Origin of the sequence: uncultured Kordia sp. (assembly GCF_947489565.1) — a bacterium.
GTDB lineage: Bacteria > Bacteroidota > Bacteroidia > Flavobacteriales > Flavobacteriaceae > Kordia.
Map to the genome: position 1 here is coordinate 153294 of NZ_CANLEA010000001.1, position 25085 is coordinate 178378.

Here is a 25085-nt window from a genome sequence, read left to right on the forward strand (position 1 = left end):
TTTTTTTACGACGCTAATGCTGCGGCATTTGCTGCGGCTAATCCAGCTTGTAATGAATTTAATTTTACTTGTGCTTTGCTCAATGATGCTTTTGCATCGTTTAATTGATTTGTAGTATCATTGGAAGCAGTCAATACTTCTTCGTACATATTGCTCGTAATATTGTAAGCAGTATATAAATAATACTTGAGTGATGTTTGATCAGAAGTCATACCATTCTCAACGCCATCTACTTCGGTTCCCACAATAAATTCATACAATTTTGTAGACTGTAATAATTCTAGTGACATTGCCGATTTTGATTCAATAGTCGTGGCTTGCGACGTAAATACAGATTCTAATGCAACCAAAGTTAATGAAACAGCATTAGTAGCATCTGCACTTGCTTGGTTAACCATTGTAACTAATTCGTCAGAAATTAACGGATTGCTTGCTTTTTTTCGAACGACTAAGTTTGCTAATTTATTGATCACTTCCGCAGAATAAATAAGCTTGTTAATCACCGTATTAATTTCGGTAGCAACGCTTTTAATTTTGGTTTCTGCATCTGCAGATTCTTTATACGTATTTCCGGAGCTTTCATATAAATCTTTTGCATTATTTATAACAGTATCTACAGAGTTTTTGTTAGTTAATGCTTGTGCTTTATTTGCTTCTGCTGTAGCTAATTCGCCTGCTAATTTTGTTGATTTATCTGTTAATGAATCTACAATAGCTTGGTATTGTTGTACTTCACTTTCTGCATTTAAGACTTCCTGTGTTAGTAAGTCTATTTCTTGCTTCTTCTTTTCTGTAATTCCATACCTCTGCGTCGCATCAGTACTAGGAATTAATATAGTTTCTCTACTCATGGTGTATAGCTTTTTTTAATTAGTTTATTGATGTTTGTTTTGGATACGATATCACTTGATTTGTAACAGCATACGGATCATTGTACTCAAAAGCTGCTGTATGCTGGTAATCAGAAAGCGCATTTGTAAACTGAGTGTTTACATTCTCGTCAGGGTTATTTGTAATTGAGATGATTGCAGCAATGTAGTCGTTTTTGTTAATCAAACGATTTCCAAAGTTATCAGTAGTTTCAGGAGCTAAGGTTACTTTTTTACTGTAAAATTTATATCCTCTTGCTAATAAAATTAAATCACTAATTAACTGCCCGTAATTTGAAAGAAGTACTTCCAAACCTTTGTTAATTACTTCTTTGATGACACCTTCTATCAAATCAATAGCATCTTGTATAAACTGTTCGATATCTGCTTGTGATCCTGATTTTTTCGAAACAAGGCTGTTCATACTTGTGTCTAATGATTTCATTTTATCGTCGCCAAGTTTTTTCAAGACACTTTCGTCAATCTCATTTAATAGATATTCAATTAATGTCATATCACCAGGTTCTGCTACTGTATAACTTCCTGCAGGAATTTCTTCCGCAACAGTTAGATTAAAGAAAAATCCTGGTTGTAAATGACTTTCATTGGCTAAGGCTGCTGCTTTTTCCTCTTCTAAAACTTTTAATTCCAGATTTAATAAATCTTTTCGTTGCTTTTCTGTAATGCTTAAAGGATTCGTTTTAGTTACTTTTTTACTGGATGCTTTTGTCGTCTTCGTATCCTTTGTAGGCGTATCTTCAACTTTATCTGCTTTTTGTTGACTGTTTAAAGCATCTATCCTAGCTTGAATATCACTAATTCTTTCGTTGTAAAGTGCTTCAAGTTGTTCTCTGTCTTTTACTTCTTCATCAATATATTGCAATTCATCTGTAGTTAATAAACCACGAACTAAATCTTGATCATTTGGTAAAAACGCACAACGGTATTGAATATTTTTTAACACTTCAGTACCGCTTCCATCCTGTAAATAACTTGGATTTTCAAAAACTCCAAATTTGATCACATTATCAGTATCAGGTGCTTGGATTCCACCTGCGTTAGCTGCACTCAACTGATTTTTTAGTACAAACTTTTTTGATGGTGCAGATAAATAATCGTCAAAAGTATTGATGATTTTTTTATACGCATTCGTAAATACAGCCATGACAAAAACAACATATTCTTTTCCGAGCTCTAAACTTTCTCCTTCCGAATCTGTTAAAACAGGTGTATTCTCAGAATTCTCTCCAGAGATATAAATTTTCTGATAAATTCCATTTACTGTATCCTCACTTGGAGTTATTGATACATAGCGATTTGAATATCCTTCTGTGACCAATGCTTCTGCATCATTAATATTAAAAGTACTACACTTACTATTTTCTACAAGCATAATGTAGTAGTTCTCAACAGGATATCCTGTAGGCTTATCTTTTCCGTCAGCAGACTTTACATTGAATGGACTTTTATAGTTGTTAAAGGAAACAGTATAGCTATCGTGGTCACCAACATTAATTGGAGTTGTTACTTTAAGATTTAAATTTAACTCACTATTATTTAATATATATGCCTCTTTTGTGGCATTGTATGAAACACTGTAGTCTTCCAAAATACCTTCTGCTTTTTTCTCGTTCGTGTTAGCAGTCGCTAATTCAGCACTTTGTGTAGATAATAGCGCGGTAGTATCATCATACTGCTTTGTTACAACGCCTAACAAATCTTTTATAGAAGTATCTGTTACGGTTGCTTTGTCTGCCAAAGTAGTGGTAGTAACTTCTGCAATAGCCGTTGAAGCTTCCATACTGTGTTGTGATGCTTGTTCGGCTTCATACGCTGTATCATTCATCAATACATACGCTTTGTTACTTTGCGCATAAATATCTGTATCAAAGTCTGCCGCATTTACAATACTAAAAATGCTTCCTGCATCACTTGCTAGCTTTAAAATAGCATTTGCCGCAATTTGTACATTTGCTGCTGCAACTGCCGTATTGCTTACAGATTTGTTATTGTAATCTTTCGCATTATTGGCAGATTGCAATACATTAGTAGACAAATCACTATCAATGATAGCTTGCTCATATACTTTTTTCTGAAATGCATATTTTGCAGTAGTTACTTCTAATTCTTCTGCGGTTGTAATTCGTGCACCTTGTGCATAGTAGAGCGAAAACATGGATGTTTCCAAGTTTGCTTCTACAGTTTGTAATTCTAATTCTTGTGCGTCCAATGACGTAACGACACTTGAATGTAGATTTTCATTGTAAGAACTCATAAATTTTATTTTTTAGTTTGTTAATTAATTTTGTAAACCTTTGGTAGGTTGTTTTCTCGTGATCTCTTTTATTTAAAGAGTTAGCTGCTGTCTATTTTGGGTATGTTTTTTCGGTATATTTTCATGGTGATTCGTTTTTTAAAATGGCCAAGTAACATGCAATGGTTTTTCCATCCATGGTAGTTTTATAATTGAAAATGAAAATGGTGATTTTAGCATTAATACATCATACGGTCTTTTCTCCACAGTCAATTCCCATCGTTCTTCAGTTTCCCTCAAAATTCCGTCTCGTACCAACCAATTTCCACGAAATCCATTGGTAGACGTTTGTCCAATTGCAGGCCAGTAACTAATGGCTGCTTGAATCATTCCATTAATCAAGTCTTTTTGATCTTGTGTCATCTCCACAGAATCCTTTACAGGCGTATTTGGCGAAAGCCCTGTTAAGATTTTGTTGAGAGTCAGTAATGATTCTTCTGTTTCCGTTTGTCCCGTAACAATAAATTGGAGATAATGCACAGCATTCATTTGTGCTTCGGCAGAAACAAACGCATTGTCTTTTGCAGCTCCTAAACGTTCTAGCAGCATTAAAAAATACGAGTTAAGCATTACCAGTCCTGCATTCATTATAGGTACACCTTCTGCTGGAAATGTGTTTTTGGTTGATTCCATAACTGATGTATTTGTAATTGTGTTTTCAATATTTTGTGGTGCATTCTTGGAAGATGTATCCTGAGACACCAAACTTTTATAAGTCACTAATAATGCGGTTGGCAACATCGTTTTTATGGAATTGATAGCCGCATAAAAATCTTGCTTTTGAACCGCTTTTTTTCCGCAAGTTTCCCATAACAATTCATTCCAAATATTTGTGCTTGCAATCAAAGACCAATTGGAAGTTTGCCAAGCAGTCACCACTTTTTTGATGATAATTTGTTGTAAGCTTTTGGTCGAAATTCCTCGCATACTGACAAAAGCAATCGTTTCATATAGTTTTCGGATATTCAATAATTCTTTTTGTTGCGCGCTGTATAATTTCAGCAATGCTGCAATAAAAGTTTCAAAATGAATTGTTTGTACAAATTTGATCAACTGTACTTCTGAAATGTGTTGACTGCGAATTGTTTTTAAGATGATCAATGGTTGTTGTGCAACCAATTCGTTTACCACACGTTCATAAGTGTACGATTGTGTGTGTAAAAACCAAGCAGGAATTTCATAATGCGTTAGTAAATGCTTGCTTAATTCCTCAATTTTTTCGGTTGCTGTATATTTTTTAATCGCTTCTGAAAGTGCAATGTCTTGTTTTTGTTCAGTAATCAATTCAAAAACACGATGTCTTTCTACCAACACTGTTTTAAGGATAAGAGGAATATGTATGTTGTTGTTTTGAATGTGTTTTACAATGGTAATTTGATCCAAAGTTGTAATTTCAGAAAGTGCATCAAAAGCGGTTTTCACAAGGAATTCAATGCTCTTTTTTGCGGTTGTTTTTCCTTGAATTAATGCAATAGTTTGTTTCCAAAATATAGCTTGTAAAGCCTTTACTATTTTCGCATTTCCAAGTTGTTTTACAATGTTAAATAACGTGTGCATTGCTTTAAAAGCTTCCGATTGCGCACTTGAAGCATCATTTGCATGAAAGACAATAAAGGTTTCAAATTTGATGGTATCTTTTAAGAAACGAATTTGTGTTTCTGTAATTGCAGTTTCCTGAATGATGGCGCGTATTTTTGCTGGCGACGTTTCCAATCCGAGTGCAATTATTTCTGAGAATGTATAGGTTTTTTTCGCAATTTTAAACTCAGTGTTTGTTGTTTTTAAATGTGCTTGTACAGCTTCAAACAATGCTACTACCGAGATGCGATATGGTATTTGCAAGGTTTGAATTTCCGCCGCAACCTTTTTCGTTTTTACCGTTGGTTTTGCAACCTTTTTTAGTGTTGTTTTTACCGTTGGAAATGTCTGTGCTACCATTTTCTCAAATAGCAATACAAAACTGCGTTCATTGCCACGATGTGTTTGATATGCTACAAGCGATTGCCAAAAAAGCTCTTGCAACATCGTTTTGATTTGTATCGTGTTGAAACTTGTTTTTGTGTTGGTAATTTGCGTGTAAAATGTAGCAAGCATACGTTTGCGAATTTCCACGCCATTTGAAACGAGATAGGCAATTATGGTTGCTTCATTGGCTTTGAATTCAGAAGTCGTTATTTTTTTAGCACGTACTAATTTTGAAATATGTTTGGCAACTTCTGCTTGCTGATTCGATTTTTGTACCAAACTTAGAATTTGTTCCAAAGGCGTTTGCGAACTATACTTTTTATACTGTTTTTCAACTGCAACAAATTCGCGTGCCGACCAAGAAAGTGTTCTAATTTCTTGAGTTTTCAAGATCAATTGAATGACTTCTTGAATGTTTGTTTTGGAAATTCGTACGATATTTTCTTGCTGTTCTAAGTTCTGTAAAAGCTGCGCAAAGAATACAGAAGCAATTGTTTTTGGGTATTTCCAAAGCACTTCAAAACCAGAAACCACCAATATATTTTTGATTGCTCGTAATGCACTTGCTTTTTTGGGTTGCTTTGAAATCAAGGTTTCAATAATTCGCTGAATTTTAGTTAACAACGTATATGTTTCAGGTTGAATCGCTTTTATAAATCGCGCTGTTCCATATGCTGCGACTAATGCAGCAATATGAATACTTACTTTTGATGTTTTTTCTATTTGCTGTACACGATTCCAAAATTTTATTGGCGAAGCAGCCATCCATTTTTGCAATGTTTTTTCTAAGTCTTGTAGCGTGTTTTCGGTACTTGTTTTCTGTTCAATTTCCGCTACATAATGCGCAATGATTTGTTGCAATGCTGTTTCGGAAGTATATGTTTTAGTGTTTATAATTTCTTTTTGATACAGCGTATGTAATTCTTTAAACAGTGAAATAAAACTCGTTTTCTTTTGTGTTTTCGATAGGTTAGCTGCCACAAAATGATCTAAAATAACGAGCTTACTTTGTTGTTGCTGTTTGGCTAATTTTTCTATGATAAAATCTAAGAAAGTACTCTTGGTCACGGATGTATTTTGATGCGCAATGCAAAATGTAATTCCAAACGTATACAAGTCCAACACATCCACTTTTACCTGATTTGTTTGTGGTAATTTTGATAAGAATGAAATCTGAGATAGTATATTTTTTGATAAAGAAGGTGACAATGCTAAAAATAAACGTTCGATGGCTGCAGGAATCAAATCTTTTAAAATGGCTTTCCAAACGGTTGGTTTTTGGGCTACTTTCAGAATGATTTTTTGAAAACGAGTCGCATCAAGTTTTGACAAATTAATCACCAATTCATTAAACTCATTTTTCTGAATATTGGTGCTTCTTGCGGAAGCAGTATTGAAATACGTTTCGACTTTGCCCCAGAAATTTTCTTTTTGTTTTTCGGTTTTTACACGAGAAAAAGAGGTATTGTGTAATTCTTCAGCTAATAATTTTAAAATTGCCATTAAGCCTTTATCTACCTGAGAATATTCATTCGCACGCTCAATAGCTTCTTCAATCAATTCAATCATCGCATCATACGAAATATTAAAATGACTCGCCATTTGTTCCACCGTACTTTTTACAAAGGCAATTCTGTTAAAAATAGTACCGCGTTCCGTAAATAGGTAATTTAAAATCCACAACCAGATATTCTTCTTCAGATCGTTGGTGCTCGTTTGAACAATGGTTTCTTTTTCCTGAACTTTTACAAATTCATCCGAAAAACTAAGGATTTGTTGATGGTTGTTCGGTTCTAATCCTGCAATAATTTTTCTGAGAACAGCATCTGGAAACTGCCAAGCAATGCGCTTACGAACATTTTGTGAAATACCAATTTCTTGAATCATTTGTATGACACTTAAACGATTGTTGGTTAATTGCGAGCGCATGATTTGAATTGCCGTTCCGTAAGCTTCTTGATAATTCCATGGTAGCATTCCTTGTACTAAGAAATCACGCAGTACATTGATTTGCGCAATGTCTTCATGAACAATTTCTAAGGTTTTGTCTCCATTTTTAGGATACATGATCAGGTCGTACAAAGCATTTCGCAGCGCTTCTTCCAAACGTAATGGAAGTTCACTAAGCATGTTTTCATACGTAATTGAACCCAAGTCCACGGCTAATTTTCGAATTTTTAAGGTTTGACCTTGCGGACAAATACTATCAAATACACGATTGATGATGCGCTTCATTTTATACGCACTCCACGCACTAATATCCATCTGCAATTGATGCGCAAGATTTTTGGAATCGAAAGCAGTATCCCATTGGCAACGTGTGATGATATGTGCGCCTTGACTATGCATTGGTTGGTAGTGTGTTTTTAGAAATTTGAACAAGTGTGGTAATAAGAGTTGCGGCACTTGTGGTAAGTGCTGTACTGTCTATATTTTGTGTTTTTGCGTTGTAAATATTAGCATTGTACCAATCTACATATTGTGGAATTAGTGTTTTTAAATCATCTTTACTTGCGTACATCGGATTTGCTGTAATTTGAATTGGCAATTGACTGTCCATAAAATAGGAGAGACGATGTTGCCAATCTGAAGCAATAATTTCTGGAATGTAATTTGGAAAAATCCAAAGCAATGTGTCTTCCAAAAATGGATCAGTGATATACATCGTATTTTCATTATTCCAGTTAACACTAGCAGTCCATGAATATCCTGTATTTTCAATCGCAGTAAATGTGGTGTCTTTAATCGTTGAACTTTCAATTTTTGTGAGCGTGTATGCTGCATTAATGTTCGTTAAATACGTTTGAATATCTTGTGAATCCATCGTGTTTAACTTTGTTGAAAGCATGATGAAATCCACATAATCTAACATCGTATCTAAACGATAATAAGTATTAGATATAGTATGTTCTTTAATATATATTTGAAAACTTCCCGATTGCAATAACAAGTTCGTTTCAATAGCAATCATGCCTTTTCGTTGGGTAAGTAGCCACAATACCATTTCGCTTTGCTGATATGAAAGCGTTAGCTCATCTTGTGTGGTAGTTTCTGGATCTAACTCTAAAACGCCTTGTACAAAATTGACGTAAAAAGGTTTTATCGTCAGCAACATTCCTAATTTCAGCGAAAGCGTGATATAATCTAAACTGTCTTGCGATGTAATTTTCCCTTCTTCATTGATACGATTTGTATCAAAAACACCATTCTTTTTATAGGTTTGCGTTAATATTTTATGCAACTCTTTTTTGGTGTTATATTTTGCTTTGGCAGTTTCAATTTTCTGTTGATTTTCGTCTAAAACATCTGCTAATTTTAGTTGTAAATCCGCTAGCGTTTCCGTGGAATTGATTTTGGATAATTGATCAATAAGTTCAGATGTAATTTCTATAATAAAAGCGTTCAATTTGGTAGCTCCGATATTGTGATATGCTTTTACACGATTGTAAGATAATGCCGTTAAATTCTGTAAATACAGACTTTTAATAATGACACGATCTTTTAGGATATCGCCCGAATATACTGTTCCATATACAAGCGTATTCATTACTCTAGGAGATTCGCCATGTCTTGCCAATAAATGATCGAGCAAATCGTCTCTGCGTTGTAAATTAATGGTGTCGTCTTCATTAATGATCAGCAAACCATACATATACGAGTTGTACGGATCTTCTTGATACGACACCCAATTTTTATGTGAGAGCGTAGCATCAGATTCGGATACAGGACCAAATTTAAAAATGCCGTTGTTTCGTAAAAGCGGTTCTACATTTGGTACACTTTGATATAATGATTGGTAAAAATAGGTTGGTGAAAATACTTCAAACGGAACAGGATATTTTGGATTCGCCTTTTCTTCCGCTGTTTTTGTATTGTAATAGTTTTCAAGATCAGCAGGATTTCCTGTGATGGAATTTTTGAATGAAAAAAGCTTATCAATGTTTGCCAATTGTGCAAATTGATTGCTTAACATTTGATCAAATAAACTCAAATATCCTTTTAACTGTCGTGATTGCGCCATTTGGTACGCAGGCGTATTATCATTCGTAGCATTTAAGCCTACAGCATACGCTTCTGGAAATGTGTGCTGAATGGAATAATAGCTGGTAATATCTCTGTATTTTCCCGTTGGAAGCTTTGGCGCCATTTGTACAGACGCTACTTCATTGATTTGCGAACTTGCTTGCTGCATGTTTGCCAATTCATCTAATAAAGAAGTATTCAAAGATGCATTTAGGTCTTTACCTTCGGTACTTATTTGGAAGTTTGTATTGGTCACAAATGATTCAGAAAAATTGAATTTTAAGATTTCATTGTTCTCACAAGTTGCAGTGTCAGAAGTTGTACTATTATGTGTAAACGAAACTCCTGAAATGGATTGTACACCTTCTACTCCTTGAATTAATTTGGTGATTTCAAAGGCTTGAATCGTATCTTTTTTGGGTTGAATACTTCCTGTTGAAATCCAACCATTATCTAAAGTCGGACCATTAAAAATATCATTGGTTTTTTCGCCTTCAACTTTCAATCGATCATAACCAGTTTGTACAACATCAGGAAAAATATAATCTGTGATGGATTGCATGATTTCTGGCAGAATTGTATGCAAATCGTATCCAGATGCAATGGCAAGCTTTCCGCTAATTATATATTCTTTCCCAATAAGCGTTTGTGGTTTTAAGAATAACTCACTTACGTTTCTGCAACTATTTAGCAAGTAAAAAGTTTCAGTCTCATTCGCTTGGTTAATCGTTGTTATGTCATCATCTGTAGTAGCATTTTCATAACTATTAGGATTTAATAATAAATACACTTCATACACGCCACTTACAAAAGGAAATGCCAAGGTTGTTGGTTGTATAAGCACATTTTTGACATTTGCAATTTGATCAATTACATACTTCACATAATCGTCAATAGTAATTGGTGACGTTGTTAAAATGTTCTGTGGTAAATAAAATTGATTGTCCACAGTTAAATCGCCACTTTTTTGTGTCAAAATATCCTTCATGGAGAAGTTTCCACAATAACCTAGTTCAGTAAATGCATATAATAATTGTTCCAAAATTGTCACACCAGGATCACTTGAGTTTAAGTTGGTCCATTCCATGCCACTATGCTCTTGGATATATGCAAAAGCCTCTGCTTTCAGCGCTTTAAAATCAAGCTCCAAAGGAAGTTGTCCGTCTACTATGTAGTTTTCCTGTGTCATAAATGATACTTGATTAAACTGTTTTTTGTGGTATTATTTAAGGATGGAACTAAAATGCTTCCGTCTCCTTGTGAAACTTCTTGTATGCTTTCTTGATAGTTGATGTTTCCTGTGCTAAAATCTTTCGTGCCTATTTGAAAAGAAAGATTATTGATCTCCAAAATGCTATCGTACGTATTGATAAATGCGGAGAGTTGCGCAGTGTTCAATCCGCTATCAATGGTCAACTGTGATTGTGCACTTGTGATCCAAGGAGCTAGGAAAATATTGATTCCGTCATTCACTTCTTTTTCAACAGTAGTCACATCTTGATCCGATTGTACGGTAATATCACCTGTGATTTTTACATAATTCAATTCAAAATTCTCTACTGCTACTTTTATAAATGCTGAAACACGTTCGGTGATGTATTTTTGAATATCTAATTCATAACATTCGCTTAAAAGCGGTACAAAAGCATTGGTATCGCTCGCGTCAGCAACTCTTTTGACTACATATGTAAATACTTGATTGGATGATTTTTTATAGATTGATTTTGAATAGTATACTTCCTGAAATTGCAATCGGATAGTATTAAAATAATCTTCCATCGTCACCAATCGATCTTTCGTTTTGAGACGTGTACTCACACGTGAATTCATATGAAAATTCGTTTCTGCAGCTTTCCCACCAAACGACGGAAAAGGTTGTACCGTAGCTCCAATTTGCGGAATTGCGGTTTGCGGCGTTGTAATTACATCAGCAGCAATTTGCGGTGTCGTGGTCGAAAAATCATTCTTTGCGACAATGCGCTGCAATGTGAATCCGTTGGTTTTTAAAAACGAAGTTTCTGGGAAACTATCCGGATTATTTGTGGTGCCAATGGCAATCCAATAGTTATTTCCTGCAATTGTGGTATGTTCTGTAGCAATATCATCAGGAATATTGATTGTAATGATTCCGGAACAGGTAAAATTATTCGTGCTATCTTCAATAGACGTTAGCGTTTTCCAACCATCTGTACTCAAATAAGTATAGCTCACATTTTTAGTGGTCAGTACTTTTTCGGTGTATGCACGTGCCAATTCAAAATAAAAACTCACTTTGGCAGGCACAATTAGGTCTTGTAATTCTAAATATAATTGTCCTTTTGTGGCAAAGCTTGGTACTAAAGGTATTGCAGTTAGCGGAATGATTTTTCCGTTTTCATCTCTGGCTGGCGAACTTCCAAAAGTTGTGTTTTTAGTATCAATTTTTTCTTCCAAAGTAGTATCATACACTTTATAATTCTCAAAAGGTGTATTGTAAAAACATTGTAGTGGATAGCTTTGTTCGTTTGTAGAAAAATCATAACTAACTGAAGCAGTATAATTTCCCTCAAAAACGCTTACCATGGGAACAAACGGAATGTTTGCCGGCGCAGCTAAATCTTGTGAATCATTCGGTTTTTTTATTTTTTCAGCGATCACTTCTGCATTAAACAATGCAATGGCCGCGACTACGTTTCCGTATAATGCTGTTCCAAAACCATAGGTTGGATCTGATAATTTCATCTTCAAAAATCCAGTAACAGTTTTGTCTGTAAGTTGCAATGGTGTTTGCTGTAATGTTGGATCAACGCTTGCAGGATCGAGATTCATTCCGGAAAAATCAAACGTACGAGACGAAGGAATAGTCGTTGTATCTGTGGTTGATGAAAAGAATAAATTTTCTTCAGTAATTGATGAAACTGAATTTCCATTCACGATACTATTAAAGCTTTCCCAAACACCATTTTGTAAACGTTGAAAATCTACTAAAAATGAAGTATTAGAGAATTCAAAAGTATCAGTGGTATCCGTCGCTAATCCGGTATTTTTATCTTTACTAAAGATTCCAGTTATTTTTTTGAAGAGCGATTTATTTTCTTGAATGTTGGTTGAAAGCGCCGTGTTTTGAGCGTCTTTAATTTCTTGTGAAACCGTAGTTTTGGTATTGTCAATCTCGTTTAAAATATTCGTTTTAGCAGTGTTTACAGTATCTGAGTCTACTTTATTGGCAGTTTGCATATTTGTAATCAACTCATTTTGAGTACTTGTAATTGCCGTAAGCATTTCAGTATTCAAACCCTTTATTTCGCTGACAAGATCGCCAGCTGCCGCTGCTTTTTTGTCTAATTTTTGTGCTTGTTTGTCTACAAGTTCAGCAAGATCTGTTTGATTTTTTTGAATTAATGAAACAGCATCTGCTACCGTTTTTTTACGCAATACTTTTTTGAACAATTGCTCTTCCGATTTGGTGACATCATCGTAAAATGAATTTTGCAAATTGTTAATTTTTTTGATGATAGATTTCAACTCATCCACATCTACAGTAGTACCAGAGTATGCGCCTTTTAAGTAATTATTGTACGCGTCATAATAGGTGTTAAAGTCAAAATCACTATCAAATGGATTCCACGTCAACGTAAAATCGATATCTTGAACAGGTTTACTAAATACTTCTGCATTTCCCACCATAAAGTTTTGATTCACTTTTGGTGCCGCGCCTAATAGTTGAAAAGGTTTTTTTGGATTTAATTGCCCAAAATCGTTATACAATTGAAAGTTTTGCAAACCATACACCTCAACGTCAATAGATAATGTTTTGATTTGCGGCGGATTTGCCAATACTTCAAATTCTGAAAAAAGCATTTTAAACAATGGCCATTCGCAGGTATATCCATCAGGATTTTTCTTAAAGGCTGTAATGGCAGGATCGGTTTGAAGTAAGGTAATGGTCATTTTCAAATTGCGATCAATAGTCATAGGCAATTTGTACGTTGGCGTCGTAAAGTCGAGATCTACTTGACTGCTTGGAATTTCGAACCACGCTTTTTCAGTACTGAAATAGTAGCTGGTTTGCTCTTGAAGAATAGATGAAAAGGTAGAACTTGAAAATGTAAAGTTTAACGTAATTACTCTCGATTCAGCTTCTGTCAAGTAAAACATTGGCGAACCAAAAGTCATTGCCATCGTTTTAGGATCTTCCGTTTGTGGCAATTGTGTTCCGAAAGTTTTCCAAGTTTTTACCGCGCCATCTTCATCTTTGCTGACTTCATTTACGGGCGGTAATTTTTGTAAATACAATTCGGAATTATAGGTGTTTACTACAGTTTGTGATATAGTATACGCATTTGCAATTTTAGCGGGATTCATGGAAACCTTGTTTGTGGTTTCAAATAAAATGGGCTGCTTGTCTGCGTCAACTCCAGCCGTAAATATTGTTGCTTTAGGTAATTGAAACGTCGCTGTTTTTTTGGATAAATTACTACTTGCAAAAACTGTATCGGGTGTAACACTGTTTGGAAATTGCTTTAAAATATCACTGTAATAAAAATTCAAATGCTTTTTTGACAACGAATTGAATTGCTTCTGGTAAATTTTTAGCAAACTTGTAAATGTTCTTAGCAACATTGTATCTGGGAAACTTCCAGGTGTATTTTGTAAGGTATCCAATTCGGTATCGGCATACGAAATGCATTTGCTGTAAAAAGAAAATACTTTTTTCCCTGTAGTATATAAGCAATTATACAAATCATCTTGCGTAAGATTTTCAATATAAAAACAGTCTTCATCAGGAGCATTTTTACAAGGTGACATTGGCAATCCTAAAACAGTCCAATATGGCGATTCACCTTTGTGTACATTCCATATTTTTTTATCATAATTTTCAAAGGCGTACTGATTTACATTTTGAATGCCGGGAATATTTGGCGTTGTATGTGGTGCTTTTTGATAATTGTACAATTGTTCTCGTAAGTCCAATATTGACCATAATATCAAGCCATATGTGTCTTTTACACTATTGATGATATAAGTTTTCAAGTTATATTCAATAGTGGATTCATTCATATAATGTGTCCAACGTTCTATCACTTGAAACGTGTAGCTCAATTGATCAAAAAGTTGATTAAAAGCATTGGAAATAAAGTCACTCAAGGACGTATTCGAAATTACTTTTTTCAGTTGCAAACAGGTATTTATAAATAGCGAATACGCTTTTTGGAAAGGTGTTTTTGCAATTGAAGCTACTAAAAACACAGGATCTTTCAACAAAAAAGGCGACCAGTTTCCGTTGATAGTATTGGTTCGATCATAAAAATTAAACAAGGTGGCAAATTCGGCAAGCAAACGCAAATTGTCAGTTTCCGTTCTGCTATCTACCAAACCAGTACTTGGCACTAGCGATTTTTCTAGTGAAAGCATTGCCATATGTTGATCGAATTGACTCATGTATTATCGTTGTAAATTGGTTCCTTCTTTTATGTAAAAAGGATACACATAATTGTGTCTTGTGTTGGTTTGATTGTAGAGATAATCAATAGTTACTTCTACCAAACCATTTTGTAAATCTGCAAATGCTACATTTACAGCTAATACTTTTATTCTAGGTTCGTTGTTTAAGAGTGATGTTTTGACGGCTTCTCTTATTTCACCTTGTAATGTTGGACGCATATCTCTAAAGAAAAACGTCTGTAATCCGGAACCAAATTGTGGCGAAAATGGGCGTTCGCCAAAGGTGGTTTTCATGATCAAATCGATCATATCATTAATATTCGTTTCATACTTTGAGAGTTGCAGTTGATGATTTTCCGCAGAAAATGTCACCGGAAATGACCAACCAGAACCTAGAAACTCTTTTTGTATGTTTTCTGTTCTATCCACCGATCATTACTGTAAAGTCTCCCAAAACAATTGATCCGCCATGTGCGGTAGAATCTCCCATTCGCGCGGCTGGCATTCCGCCAATCATAACGGTTGCTGAACCTTGTACTATGGAATCTGGTGGTCCAACGCATACAAGCATATCACCAACGACTGCGGCTGGTAAACTGCCAATAAGCACTGTTGGTATTCCAGGTCCGGTAATAGGCCCGCCAACATGCGGAATCGGTGATGGAACCGCCGGTGTTTGCATCGGACATTCATGAAAATCGGTTAATCTTGCTGCTGGTGGCATAGTTCTTTATTTTTGTTAGTTGTTAGTTGTTAGTTGTTAGTTGTTAGTTGTTAGTTGTTAGTTGTTAGTTGTTAGTTGTTAGTTGTTAGTTGGGTTTTCCAAGTACTTCTCGATACTAAATTTCTACGAAATTTCACTCGAAGTGACGTTTTGTTAGCCAATGGTTCTTAGGTTAATACCCAAGACCTAATACCCAAAACCCAATACCTAATTAATCATCACCATGGCTCCTTTAATGGTCGTTTGTGTTCCACCTTGAAGTGAAGCAGTCATACTTCCTTCCGCAGAATATTCCATGTCTGCCGTTTCTTTAATATTCATTCCTTTGATTTGAACATCGCCGCTGGAAGATTCAATAGTAACTCCCATATCTCCTTGTAATGTTAGGTTTTGAGATGCTTGTATTGTAATGTCTTTATCACTTTTGATGGTAATTCCACTTTCCGACATGACAATGCTGTTATTGTTTTGATCTTGAATGGTGATTTGTTTGTCTTCATCACTAAAAATTGCCTTGTTTTCACTTGGTGTTTGTAGCGTTAAGACTTTATTTTCATCATCAAATTGAATATTGATTCCCGATTTAGATACAAATGCTTTTATTGTATTCTCCTCGTTTGGATCTAAACCATCAAACGGTTTGTTACTAGATGAACTGTACATGCTTCCCAAAATGATTGGATAGCGAGGATCTTCATTCAAAAATCCAACAACAACTTCATCACCAACTTCTGGCATAAAGAATGCTCCTGCACCAGAAGTGGAGTAGAAGTTTGTTAAGCGTGCCCACAAACCTTCTCCATTTGGATCAAATAGTGGAATATCAACTAATACACGATATTGACTGTCTGGATCTTCATACATTTGCTTTACCGTAGCATTGAATAATCCTTGTGCGCCGGGTAATAATCCAGCAGCTGGTGGCGCCATTACATCAGGCTCTTCTGTAAACCAAATTGGAGATAAGCCAACTGAAACTTCGGTTGTCCAGTTTCCATGACCAATGAAATGATGTACATTTGAAATGATGTGATCGCCATTAAAACGATCGCCCAATCCAGCAAGCGTAATGTATTTTCCCGGATCGACTAAGTTGCTTCCTTGAAATTTTACATCTCCTTGAATTTTAGCATACGCACTTTTTACCAAAGCTGCTTTTGACCAATTTGTCAAATCCGTTGCTTCTAATGGAGCCGTACTTTGCAAGTCATATTCTGAAAGTCCTACTACTTCTGAAAGTGTGGAAGACGATAAATTCCCAGGTCCGTCATAACTACTAGAGGCTTCTCCCGAAGCGGTTGCTTGTTGGGTATAATCCCAAGAAGTTGCTTTGGCAGAACCTAATTGCGTTACGGAGTTTAAGGAAGCATTAAATTCTAACAAATTGTCTCCATAAGTAATCTGTAATACAGAAGTTGTATCATTATCAGGCGGAAATACCGATACAGTTCCATTAAGTGTCGTCACAATCATTCCGTTGGTTTCTGCTCTTGCGAGTAAAAAATCCCAATCGGTTGCATAGTATTGTACTTGTTCTGGCCATTGTGTTTCGGTAGCAGTTACATCTGCGGTTAATCCACTATAATTTCCAATAATGGTGCTCATAATGTCACTGTCTTTTTGCTCTGAATAGGTGAGACTTTTACGTCCCACAATCATTTTTACAGCTTCATCACGACATTCAACAATCAATACCGAACCTTCTGCACCATGCACACGAATGCTTTGCTTGGTGATGATTCCTTTGAAAATAGTTTCGTTGGTAGAATCGTATCCAGCTTCAATGGTAATGGTATTTCCAGGAACAAATGTGCTTGACGAACTTACGTCGAAGGTTTCCGTAGCGGGACTTCCATCAAGGATGACGAGCTTTGCTATCGAAATTCGATTCACTCCTTTTTCTACCTCAAAAGACTGTACGTCCATGGCGTCTGGAATAGTATTTCCGTTGGTTTTGATATCGAAGGTGACTAAACCGCCACTCTCTATGGATGTTGGTGCACTCATGTAATTTATGTTGGCTTTATAATTGGCGGAAACAGTAACTGCTGTCCACCTTTTAGTTGTCTGAATTTGTTTAAATCGTTATACTCTGCTACTTGAATGTAATAGTATGGTGTGTTCCAAACTTTGTTTGATAATTGTGGCAAACTATCGCCTTGTACTACTTCAACCAAGTGAGAAATGTCGGGAGAACTTTCATTGTCTTCTTTTTGACGCTTGTCAGCGGATACATATTTTCCGAAGCTTAATGAGATTTTTGCTCTCAGCGGACTTCCATCTGGTTTGAATAATGTATAGGTGGTATCAAACGATTTTAATACGCTGTAAAACACCAAATCGCTTCCCCATTGAATTTTTACGAAATTAGGTCTGTGAATGTCGCCGTTGTATGTGTATACAATGTCTTCCAACGCTTGAATTTCAGAAGTGAGATCCGTTCGTTTACTGTCAACAATACCTGTACAGTCAATAACAATATCAAAACTGAGATTGTCACTTGGTGTATGTTTGTATTTTTGAGAGGACGTACTCGTATCTATCGGTTGTTGTTCATTGTATTCAATACTTCGGCTCCATTTTATAGATTCTGGATTGATCATGAGATTGTACGGATCGCCAGAGATCGCTTGTGTAAAGTCCTCGTCTTTGTATCCTGTTATTTTCATGTATTCTAATGCCATAATCGTAATGTTCTCTAGGAGTTTTATCGGTTATACTTTTCTCGTTTTTGCGCTTCAGAAATCATGCGTCTGCATGTTTCCAATACTTCGTTTTTTAGTTTGGAAGTATCGTATGCATTGCGTTTTGTGTTCAAATTTTCATGAACTGTTTTTATTTCAGTCTTTATGACTAATTCTCTGATTTCTATGGGCATAATTTGAATTGTATACGTTTGTTATGAACTTGATGCAATATTGAAATAGGTATATGCCAATTCAATAGTTTCAATCATAATTTCACTTTCTTGCGATTTTAAATCTGAGACTGCATAATTAATAGGATATGCATTATAAAATGTCCATTTCATTAATACAGTTCCTTCGTTATCGAGCAAATTCACAGATACATCTTGTGTTGTAATTGCGGATGCTAATCCGTTATCAAGCGTGTCAGAACACCAAGTAATTAACTTTGATCCTGTTGGAACAATGGCTCTTTTGAGTACTAGGTTTTTACTGGCGTTTACAGTTGGCAATCGATATTTAAACCGATTTTCTCCACCGCCAGCAACTTCCTCGACTCCAAGCTCTTTACTGATTCCTGAGACTTCTTTAAAAGCCGCATCTTCACCTTCAAACGAAAGTGAAAAATAAAATCCAACAGGATACGCGCTATTATCCATTAGAAATAATTAGTTGTTCGTGTGCTATTTCTAAAGTATCAATGGCAACTTCATTTCCATCAGATTTTAGATCAGTACTCGTAATTTTTGTTGGCCACGCATTGTTTAGTGTCCATTGCATGGTTACTTTTCCTGATTCGTCTAATAGTTTTATGATTACTGTTCTACGCTTGATTGTGTTCATAGAAATTTCTGCATGCCAATCCCAAAATGTATTGTCATTCACAAATACGCCACGTTTCATAGTTACATTTCCATACTTTACAATGCCGGGCATTTTTTCGGTAGAGAAAAGTGTACTATTACTTTTTCGGTATTCAATGATTTGATTTTCTACGTCCATTCCAGAAACTTCTTGGAATGCAACTCCTTTTAGCTCAGTTCCTAGATCGACTTCGAATCGGAACTTTGGCATGGGCCATGTTGACCCTTCTTTACTTCCATCATCTGCCATAATATTATATTTTTTAAATGATTAATTTTTTGTTTTAAATGCTTGTACTTCTATTTAGCTATTAACTAGAAGTTGCTTGTTGTTGTTGGAATGTTAGTACAATAAATTCAGCAGGACGTACTACAGCAACTTTAATAGTTACATTCATAAATCCGTTTAAAATATCGTCTGAAGTCATCGTTGTTCCCAATCCGCATTGTACAGAAAATGCATCGGCAGCAGTTGCTCCTTGCAATCCTCCTTCTTTCCAAATACTTGTTAAGAAACTTCCAATCATAGTTTTAACAGCTTCCCACGTATTTTTATCATTTGGTGCAAATACATAGGCTTGTGCGGCAAGTTTACACGATTGCTCTAGGAAATTCATCGTTCTACGTACTGATAAATAACGCCAATCTTGACTGTTTCCGTCCAGCGTTCTTGCTCCCCAAATTAGGATTCCAAGTCCGTTGAAAAAACGAATTGCATTGATCGATTTTCCAGAAACCGCATCTACATTTAAGTCAGCTTGTTGCGATTCTGAGATTTTTATAGGCAATGACGATGCGCCAACCATAGAGGTATTTGCAGGTGCTTGCCAAGGACCAACTTCGTTATCTGTTACAGTAATTACACCAGCCATTCCACCACTTGGAGGCATCATATTAGCATCGCTCAATACATGATTGATAATTGTACTATACGTTTTACTAGCTGCAATAAGAGAATTGTTGTATTGACTTACCGTTAATGGAGTTCCAGAAGGATTTTCAATGTTTCCGATAATGGTTTCTACAGATTGATTTGGATTATCCGCTGGACTTAATAATGGTTGTAATTGTTTTAAGTCACCTCCAAAAAGATTGGTATAATCAATATCAGAAGTTTGCATAATAGTAGTTCCTACAAACGGATAATAAGCAGTTCCGTAATTTAATCCGTTAGCTCCTGTATTGTCACGAAATGTAGTAATATCGTCCATCCACATCACAGGATCTGGATTTCTTCCACCGATAATATCTAAGATGGCTACAGCTGTTTGCATTTCTTCTGCTTGCAATAACATAGAAGCCATTAAAGTTCCGTTGTTTGCTACAGAAAGTAAGGTTGCTTCTGGACAGATATACATGGTTGGTTCTTGTTCGTTTTTCAACAAAGCCAATCCATTGGTAAGATCGTTCAATTGTACATTTGGATTTACAATTTGGTCACCTGGCGTCATTGGATTTCCTGAAGAAGGTCCATAACTTCCCACAGAAACAATATAAGCATCACCACCGCCATTTTCATAAAATAAGCGAATGCTGTTATACAAATAGTAAATTGTGTTTGGATCTGGTACAATAGAATAATACGTTCCGTCAATAAGCATATAGTCACCTTTTTCGGGTTGACTTTTTTCTGCGACTAAATAATATTCTGGATTGTATTGTTTTGCAGGATCTGCAGGTGGTGCAGGATCAGGTAACATGAAAATTGCCTGAAAATCTGTGAAGGATGTAATTTTGGTTGGCACATTAGTGTACGATTTCCCTTCGTACATGGCTTGTGGAGTATATCCAATAAATGCAGGAACGGCGGTTGCTACAGGAACAACTGAATTTCCGAAACCATTTATTTCGTTGATATAAACCCCTGGAGATTTAATGGTTGATAAATTCATAAAACATAGTTATTAGTTCGTATTAATTTTTATAAGTACTGATAAGGCATGCTAGATATACACGTATATCAAGGATGCTATTGTATGATCGTCTTGTATTTGTAAATTTTGAGGACTTGGAATCGGTAATCCTTTGATAAGGACTTCTTTTCGGTCACCAGAAATTGTTTGTTTTGTGTTGACTAAGTCAAATGTGTAGGTTACTTCATTTTTTAAAGGAATTTTGGTAGTTTTTGATGTAAATAATAATGCTTTTTGTCCGTTTTGAAGTGTTGTTTCCGTTGGTGATGTAAACTGAATTTTGTCACTTCCTTCTATGGCCAATTCATTGTATTCTTGATTGGAATTGTTAATGATGTAATAATTCCATTGTGTTTCACGTGCTTGTAATTGAATTAAAAACGAGATGTCGCTCGTTGTTTTTTGTAAGCGAATGAGATCTTCAAATTTGATGCAGATTGCTATAGTTTTGTCTGCTGTAGTATCCGTAACAAATGTCTCTGTAAGTTGAATTTTGGTATCAGAAGTATTATTACTTACTGTTTGATCGCTTGCAAACGTAAGTACGCCCAATTCATTTATGGGAATGTTGGTGAAATTTGAAAAATTAGGATCTGTGGTAGTTCCTATAAATTCAAAACTCGTTGCGCCAGAAACTTGCGTGATATAATGTAAATGTGTTTCAATAGATTGATTGGATGAGGTATACAATTCAAAACCATCGTTCACCAATCGCAATACAAAACCATATTTGTTCATCATTGTTGTTGTTTCTTGACTTGCCTGATATCGCAAACATTCACAAATATTTGACGCATAGTATGTATGCGAAACCGTTACTTTACATAAAGATGTATAGGTCATATTCATGGTTTCTCTTCTGTATTGGTGTTTACACTGTTAATAGCGGTATCAAATCCTTCAACTTCATCAGAAAGAATCGTTACTAATCTCACTTTATAAATCACAGATGGTTGGTATTTGGCACCAAGTGCGGTCCAAAGGTTTTGCATCTGCATATAATTTTCTCCTTTTTGAAATTCGTATTCTAGTTTGCCCAATTCAGGAGGAATTGCTGCATTTTTGGTAGCGTCAATCATTTCATTGATTTGAAAAAACTGAATAGAAGCATCTAAAAACTTGATGGCTTCTATATAATCGTTAAAGTTTGGAGTAATCAATGTAAATAAGTTGTAACGCTGCGTTTTAGAAGCTCTTTGGTAATTTCCGTCTTCTAATTTTAGATTCCTATTGTAGAATTGTTGCGTGGTGTCTTGTTCTACGTGAATCAATGAAATAATGATTTTGTTTTGATTTTCTGCTGGGACAACGCCGTTTTGATCAATAATAGGATTGATCTTTACAACGTCTTCGTCTAAGCCAAATTTTTTCTTGACAAATTGGTTCAGTGCTTTTCCTGTAAATTGGAGTGCTTTTTCAATCATGTTGGTTAAATGGTTTGGTTAGCTAGCTTGCAGCATGCTAAAATTAATAATAGAATGAGCGCATGCAGTGAAGTAGGCGTATACGATTCATGCACATTTAAGAGGTGTACGAAATTTTCCGTAGACAAATCGTAGACAAAACGAGATAAACGTCAACACGTATTCCGTATCGCGTACAATATGATATGTGCGTAAGTATATTTTTGGGGCATGAAGTAGTCAGCAATACTTCCTGTTGTTAAGATATGGAAATATTGAAAAATGAAGTGTTTACTTCGCCAAAAAAATAGCTAAAAAACTGGTTATATGTTGGTTATTCATACTTTGAAGGAGCAAGACTCATAGCTTGAGGATACTTTTTAGCTCTACTAGCACGATAATCTTCTTTGGCTTTCTCCAATTTTCCTAACTGGTCATAACAATACCCGCGACTGTATTCGGCTTTTCCATCTTTAAATGCCTGCGCTTTAATGACACGAGATAAATTCTTGATGGCAGCTTCATAGTTTTTATTCACCAAATCAATGATTCCAATATTTTGAATGGAAAGAAAATCTTTAGGATTTGTTTTTAAGATTTCCTGATACACAACTCTTGCCTTTTCGTATTGTTGTATTTTAAAGAAATCATACGCTTTTTGGTGTTTTGCTTTTACTTCTTCTTTGCTTAAATATGATTTGAATTTTAACTTTCCTAAGATTTCTTTTTTAGCATCTATCAGTTTTTCACTGTATGCATTTAGTGCCAATGCCGTATCTAATACCTTTAACATTAAATCACTGTCTTTGGTATGTTCATAAATGGTGTTCGCTTTGGTTTTCCATTCATTAATATCTCTATGATTATAATTAGAATAGCGATGCATTGCTTTTACCAGACTTACCGTATCTCTTTGTTTTGCATAAATCTTTTTAAGCATGTAATAATTGGTCTTAAATGCAGGATAAATATCAAACACTTGCTCCGAATAATACTGTGCACTGTCCAAATTATCTTTAATATTTAAAAAGATCTCTGCTTTAAAAGCCTTCACCAATAAAGCATCAGTATTATAGGATTTTGACTTGTTCAATATGTCCAAAGCTTCATCATATCTTTTAGCCTTAATAGCATAGTTTGCTAAAAACACATTATTTACGGTTCCTACATAGCTTAACTGTGGATAGTTTGTCCATTGTTTCTTGACTGTTTCAAAATCGTTGCGAAGCTTTTCTTCTGTAAAAAGTGTTTTTCCTTTCAAGTCGGTTCGCAAGCTACGTTGTAGTTTATATGCATTTAAAATAGCATAATTAGAAGCCGTACTTGCCAAACTGAATAAAAATAATACTCCAAATAGTATCGGAACTAATTTTTTATTTTGTGTTGCAGTTTCTTCTGTATTTTTCTTTCTAGCAAACGCAATCATAAGGCTGACCATCAAAATAAAATATAACTGAATTGGTGGTCGCTCTAGCGGAAAATTCAAAAGTGCATCAAAGGTATAAGCACTTGCCACAAGAAATATAGAAAGATACATCCATTGCGTTTTGGGATCTTTTTCTTTGCGCAACAATCCAATAAACCAAAGTAATGGCACTACAAATAAGGAAACATACAATAGAAACCCAAAAATGCCTGTTTCTGCTAGTTTTTCTAAAAAGTCATTGTGTGCACGTCTCGGATTGGCAAAAGCTCCTTTGTTGTTTGCAAAGTTTTGGTAATGTTCTTTTTTGCCGACTGCTTTGTAATTTCCATACCCAATTCCTAGTATTGGACTTTTCTTAAAGTTACGAATTGCCAATTCCCATAAAGAAAAACGCCCTGAGCTAATGCGAGATTTTAACTGTACATTCAAATTTACAGGCATTAAGTTTTGCTCGTTAGAAACATTCGTGCTTACAGCGTTTCTTCCTTTATAGAAGTCAATATTCTTAGGGTTTAGAATATCGCTTATTGAATTCATAGCACCTTTTTCAACTCTATTTACATTCAGTACTAAAAAAATAATTAATACAGGCGCTACAGCTAAAACAATAGTTTCTCTTTTTAAAGCGATGTTTTTCTTAGTAAGAATTCCAAAAACTAAAATTCCTAAAGTTGCGATAATTATAAAGCTTAAAGAAAGCAATGCGGTTCTCGATCCTACAAAGAGTAATGCTGTAATTCCGATAAGAGTAACAATTCCCGATGCATATTTCCAAAACTTTGTGAAATACAGAAAACCATATATCAATAAAGGGATTTGAACAGCAATAAAAGCCGTGTAAATATTAATACTTGAAAATCCACTTCTAAGTCCATTTACAAATTCGAGTGAACGTATAAGGTCAGCGTTTCCAATGAAATAGTTAATAGCGCGCCAACCATAAAAAACCACTAAAAAAATAGAAATTTTACAGGCGAAGTTAAAAAAGATTTTAGGGTCTTTTTTAATAAAAGTATATACACAAAAAAACGCGACTACAACATTGACAAGGCGTGACAAGTGTACCAAGCTTTCACTAACATTAATTGCCGTAATCATAGATAAGCAACTTACAGCGAAAAAACCGGTCAATAAACCCATGTATAATTTTGCCTTTTTTTGCAATTGAAATGCTTGAAAGAATGCATTATTCTTAAAAATAAAGATCAATGAAACAATATTGAGTAACGAAATGTATAACCATTGCGGCGCATCGTAATCCATAGCATTGAACAATGGAACAAAGCATGAAATTAAATAGAACACAAGGAACAGATGGGAAACAATAAGCTGATTTGGCAATTGACTTTTTGAAGTGACAGTTTTGTTTTTAGGCTTGGTTTTTGGCATTGCTTGGATTTTACGTCAAGAAAAATACTAATTTTCACTTTGTGAGTCAAATACATATCTCTGACCACAATCGTGTTGCTAGCTG

General features: G+C 35.1%; 16 protein-coding genes. All 16 read right to left on the reverse strand.

Translation table 11 applies throughout. The annotated features are described in order from the left end of the window. Positions 1–5: 5 nt before the first annotated feature. Positions 6–851, reverse strand: coding sequence for a hypothetical protein (locus tag Q0845_RS00685; protein ID WP_298507600.1), 846 nt, complete (start codon positions 849–851; stop codon positions 6–8). A 19-nt stretch (positions 852–870) separates the two neighbouring features. Continuing rightward, complete coding sequence (locus Q0845_RS00690; protein ID WP_298507603.1) at positions 871–3144, reverse strand: hypothetical protein; 2274 nt, start codon at positions 3142–3144, stop codon at positions 871–873. A gap of 138 nt (positions 3145–3282) precedes the next feature. Beyond that, complete coding sequence (locus Q0845_RS00695; RefSeq protein ID WP_298507607.1) at positions 3283–7497, reverse strand: contractile injection system tape measure protein; 4215 nt, start codon at positions 7495–7497, stop codon at positions 3283–3285. Then, positions 7490–10360, reverse strand: coding sequence for a hypothetical protein (locus Q0845_RS00700; RefSeq protein WP_298507609.1), 2871 nt, complete (start codon positions 10358–10360; stop codon positions 7490–7492). Before Q0845_RS00700 ends, Q0845_RS00695 begins: the two co-directional genes overlap by 8 nt. Then, a complete protein-coding gene (locus Q0845_RS00705; RefSeq protein ID WP_298507611.1) occupies positions 10357–14592 on the reverse strand; it encodes a hypothetical protein in 4236 nt (1411 codons plus the stop codon). Before Q0845_RS00705 ends, Q0845_RS00700 begins: the two co-directional genes overlap by 4 nt. A 3-nt stretch (positions 14593–14595) precedes the next feature. Continuing rightward, the gene (locus Q0845_RS00710) at positions 14596–15024 is read right to left on the reverse strand and encodes a GPW/gp25 family protein (protein WP_298507613.1); all 429 of its coding nucleotides are present in this window, start codon (positions 15022–15024) and stop codon (positions 14596–14598) included. Beyond that, complete coding sequence (locus Q0845_RS00715) at positions 15017–15319, reverse strand: PAAR domain-containing protein (RefSeq protein WP_298507616.1); 303 nt, start codon at positions 15317–15319, stop codon at positions 15017–15019. Before Q0845_RS00715 ends, Q0845_RS00710 begins: the two co-directional genes overlap by 8 nt. A gap of 207 nt (positions 15320–15526) precedes the next feature. Next, positions 15527–17326 (reverse strand): type VI secretion system tip protein VgrG, encoded by a 1800-nt coding sequence (gene vgrG, locus Q0845_RS00720; RefSeq protein ID WP_298507618.1) that lies wholly within the window; start codon positions 17324–17326, stop codon positions 15527–15529. Between the two features lie 5 nt (positions 17327–17331). After that, positions 17332–18003 carry a hypothetical protein gene (locus tag Q0845_RS00725; RefSeq protein ID WP_298507621.1) on the reverse strand — a complete coding sequence of 224 codons (672 nt, stop codon included), beginning with the start codon at positions 18001–18003 and terminating at the stop codon, positions 17332–17334. A 23-nt stretch (positions 18004–18026) separates the two neighbouring features. Next, positions 18027–18197, reverse strand: coding sequence for a DUF5908 family protein (locus tag Q0845_RS00730; RefSeq protein ID WP_298507624.1), 171 nt, complete (start codon positions 18195–18197; stop codon positions 18027–18029). 21 nt (positions 18198–18218) lie between these two features. Beyond that, entirely contained in the window at positions 18219–18665 is a 447-nt protein-coding gene (locus tag Q0845_RS00735) for a phage tail protein (RefSeq protein WP_298507627.1), read from the reverse strand. Beyond that, entirely contained in the window at positions 18658–19119 is a 462-nt protein-coding gene (locus tag Q0845_RS00740; protein ID WP_298507629.1) for a phage tail protein, read from the reverse strand. The genes Q0845_RS00735 and Q0845_RS00740 overlap by 8 nt, the downstream gene beginning before the upstream one ends. 61 nt (positions 19120–19180) lie before the next feature. Continuing rightward, positions 19181–20761 (reverse strand): phage tail sheath C-terminal domain-containing protein, encoded by a 1581-nt coding sequence (locus Q0845_RS00745; protein WP_298507632.1) that lies wholly within the window; start codon positions 20759–20761, stop codon positions 19181–19183. Positions 20762–20812: 51 nt separating this feature from the next. After that, positions 20813–21625, reverse strand: coding sequence for a hypothetical protein (locus Q0845_RS00750; protein ID WP_298507635.1), 813 nt, complete (start codon positions 21623–21625; stop codon positions 20813–20815). A 2-nt stretch (positions 21626–21627) separates the two neighbouring features. After that, entirely contained in the window at positions 21628–22206 is a 579-nt protein-coding gene (locus Q0845_RS00755; RefSeq protein WP_298507638.1) for a DUF4255 domain-containing protein, read from the reverse strand. 313 nt (positions 22207–22519) lie between these two features. Further along, positions 22520–25000 (reverse strand): O-antigen ligase family protein, encoded by a 2481-nt coding sequence (locus tag Q0845_RS00760; protein WP_298507640.1) that lies wholly within the window; start codon positions 24998–25000, stop codon positions 22520–22522. Between the last annotated feature and the right edge of the window lie 85 nt (positions 25001–25085).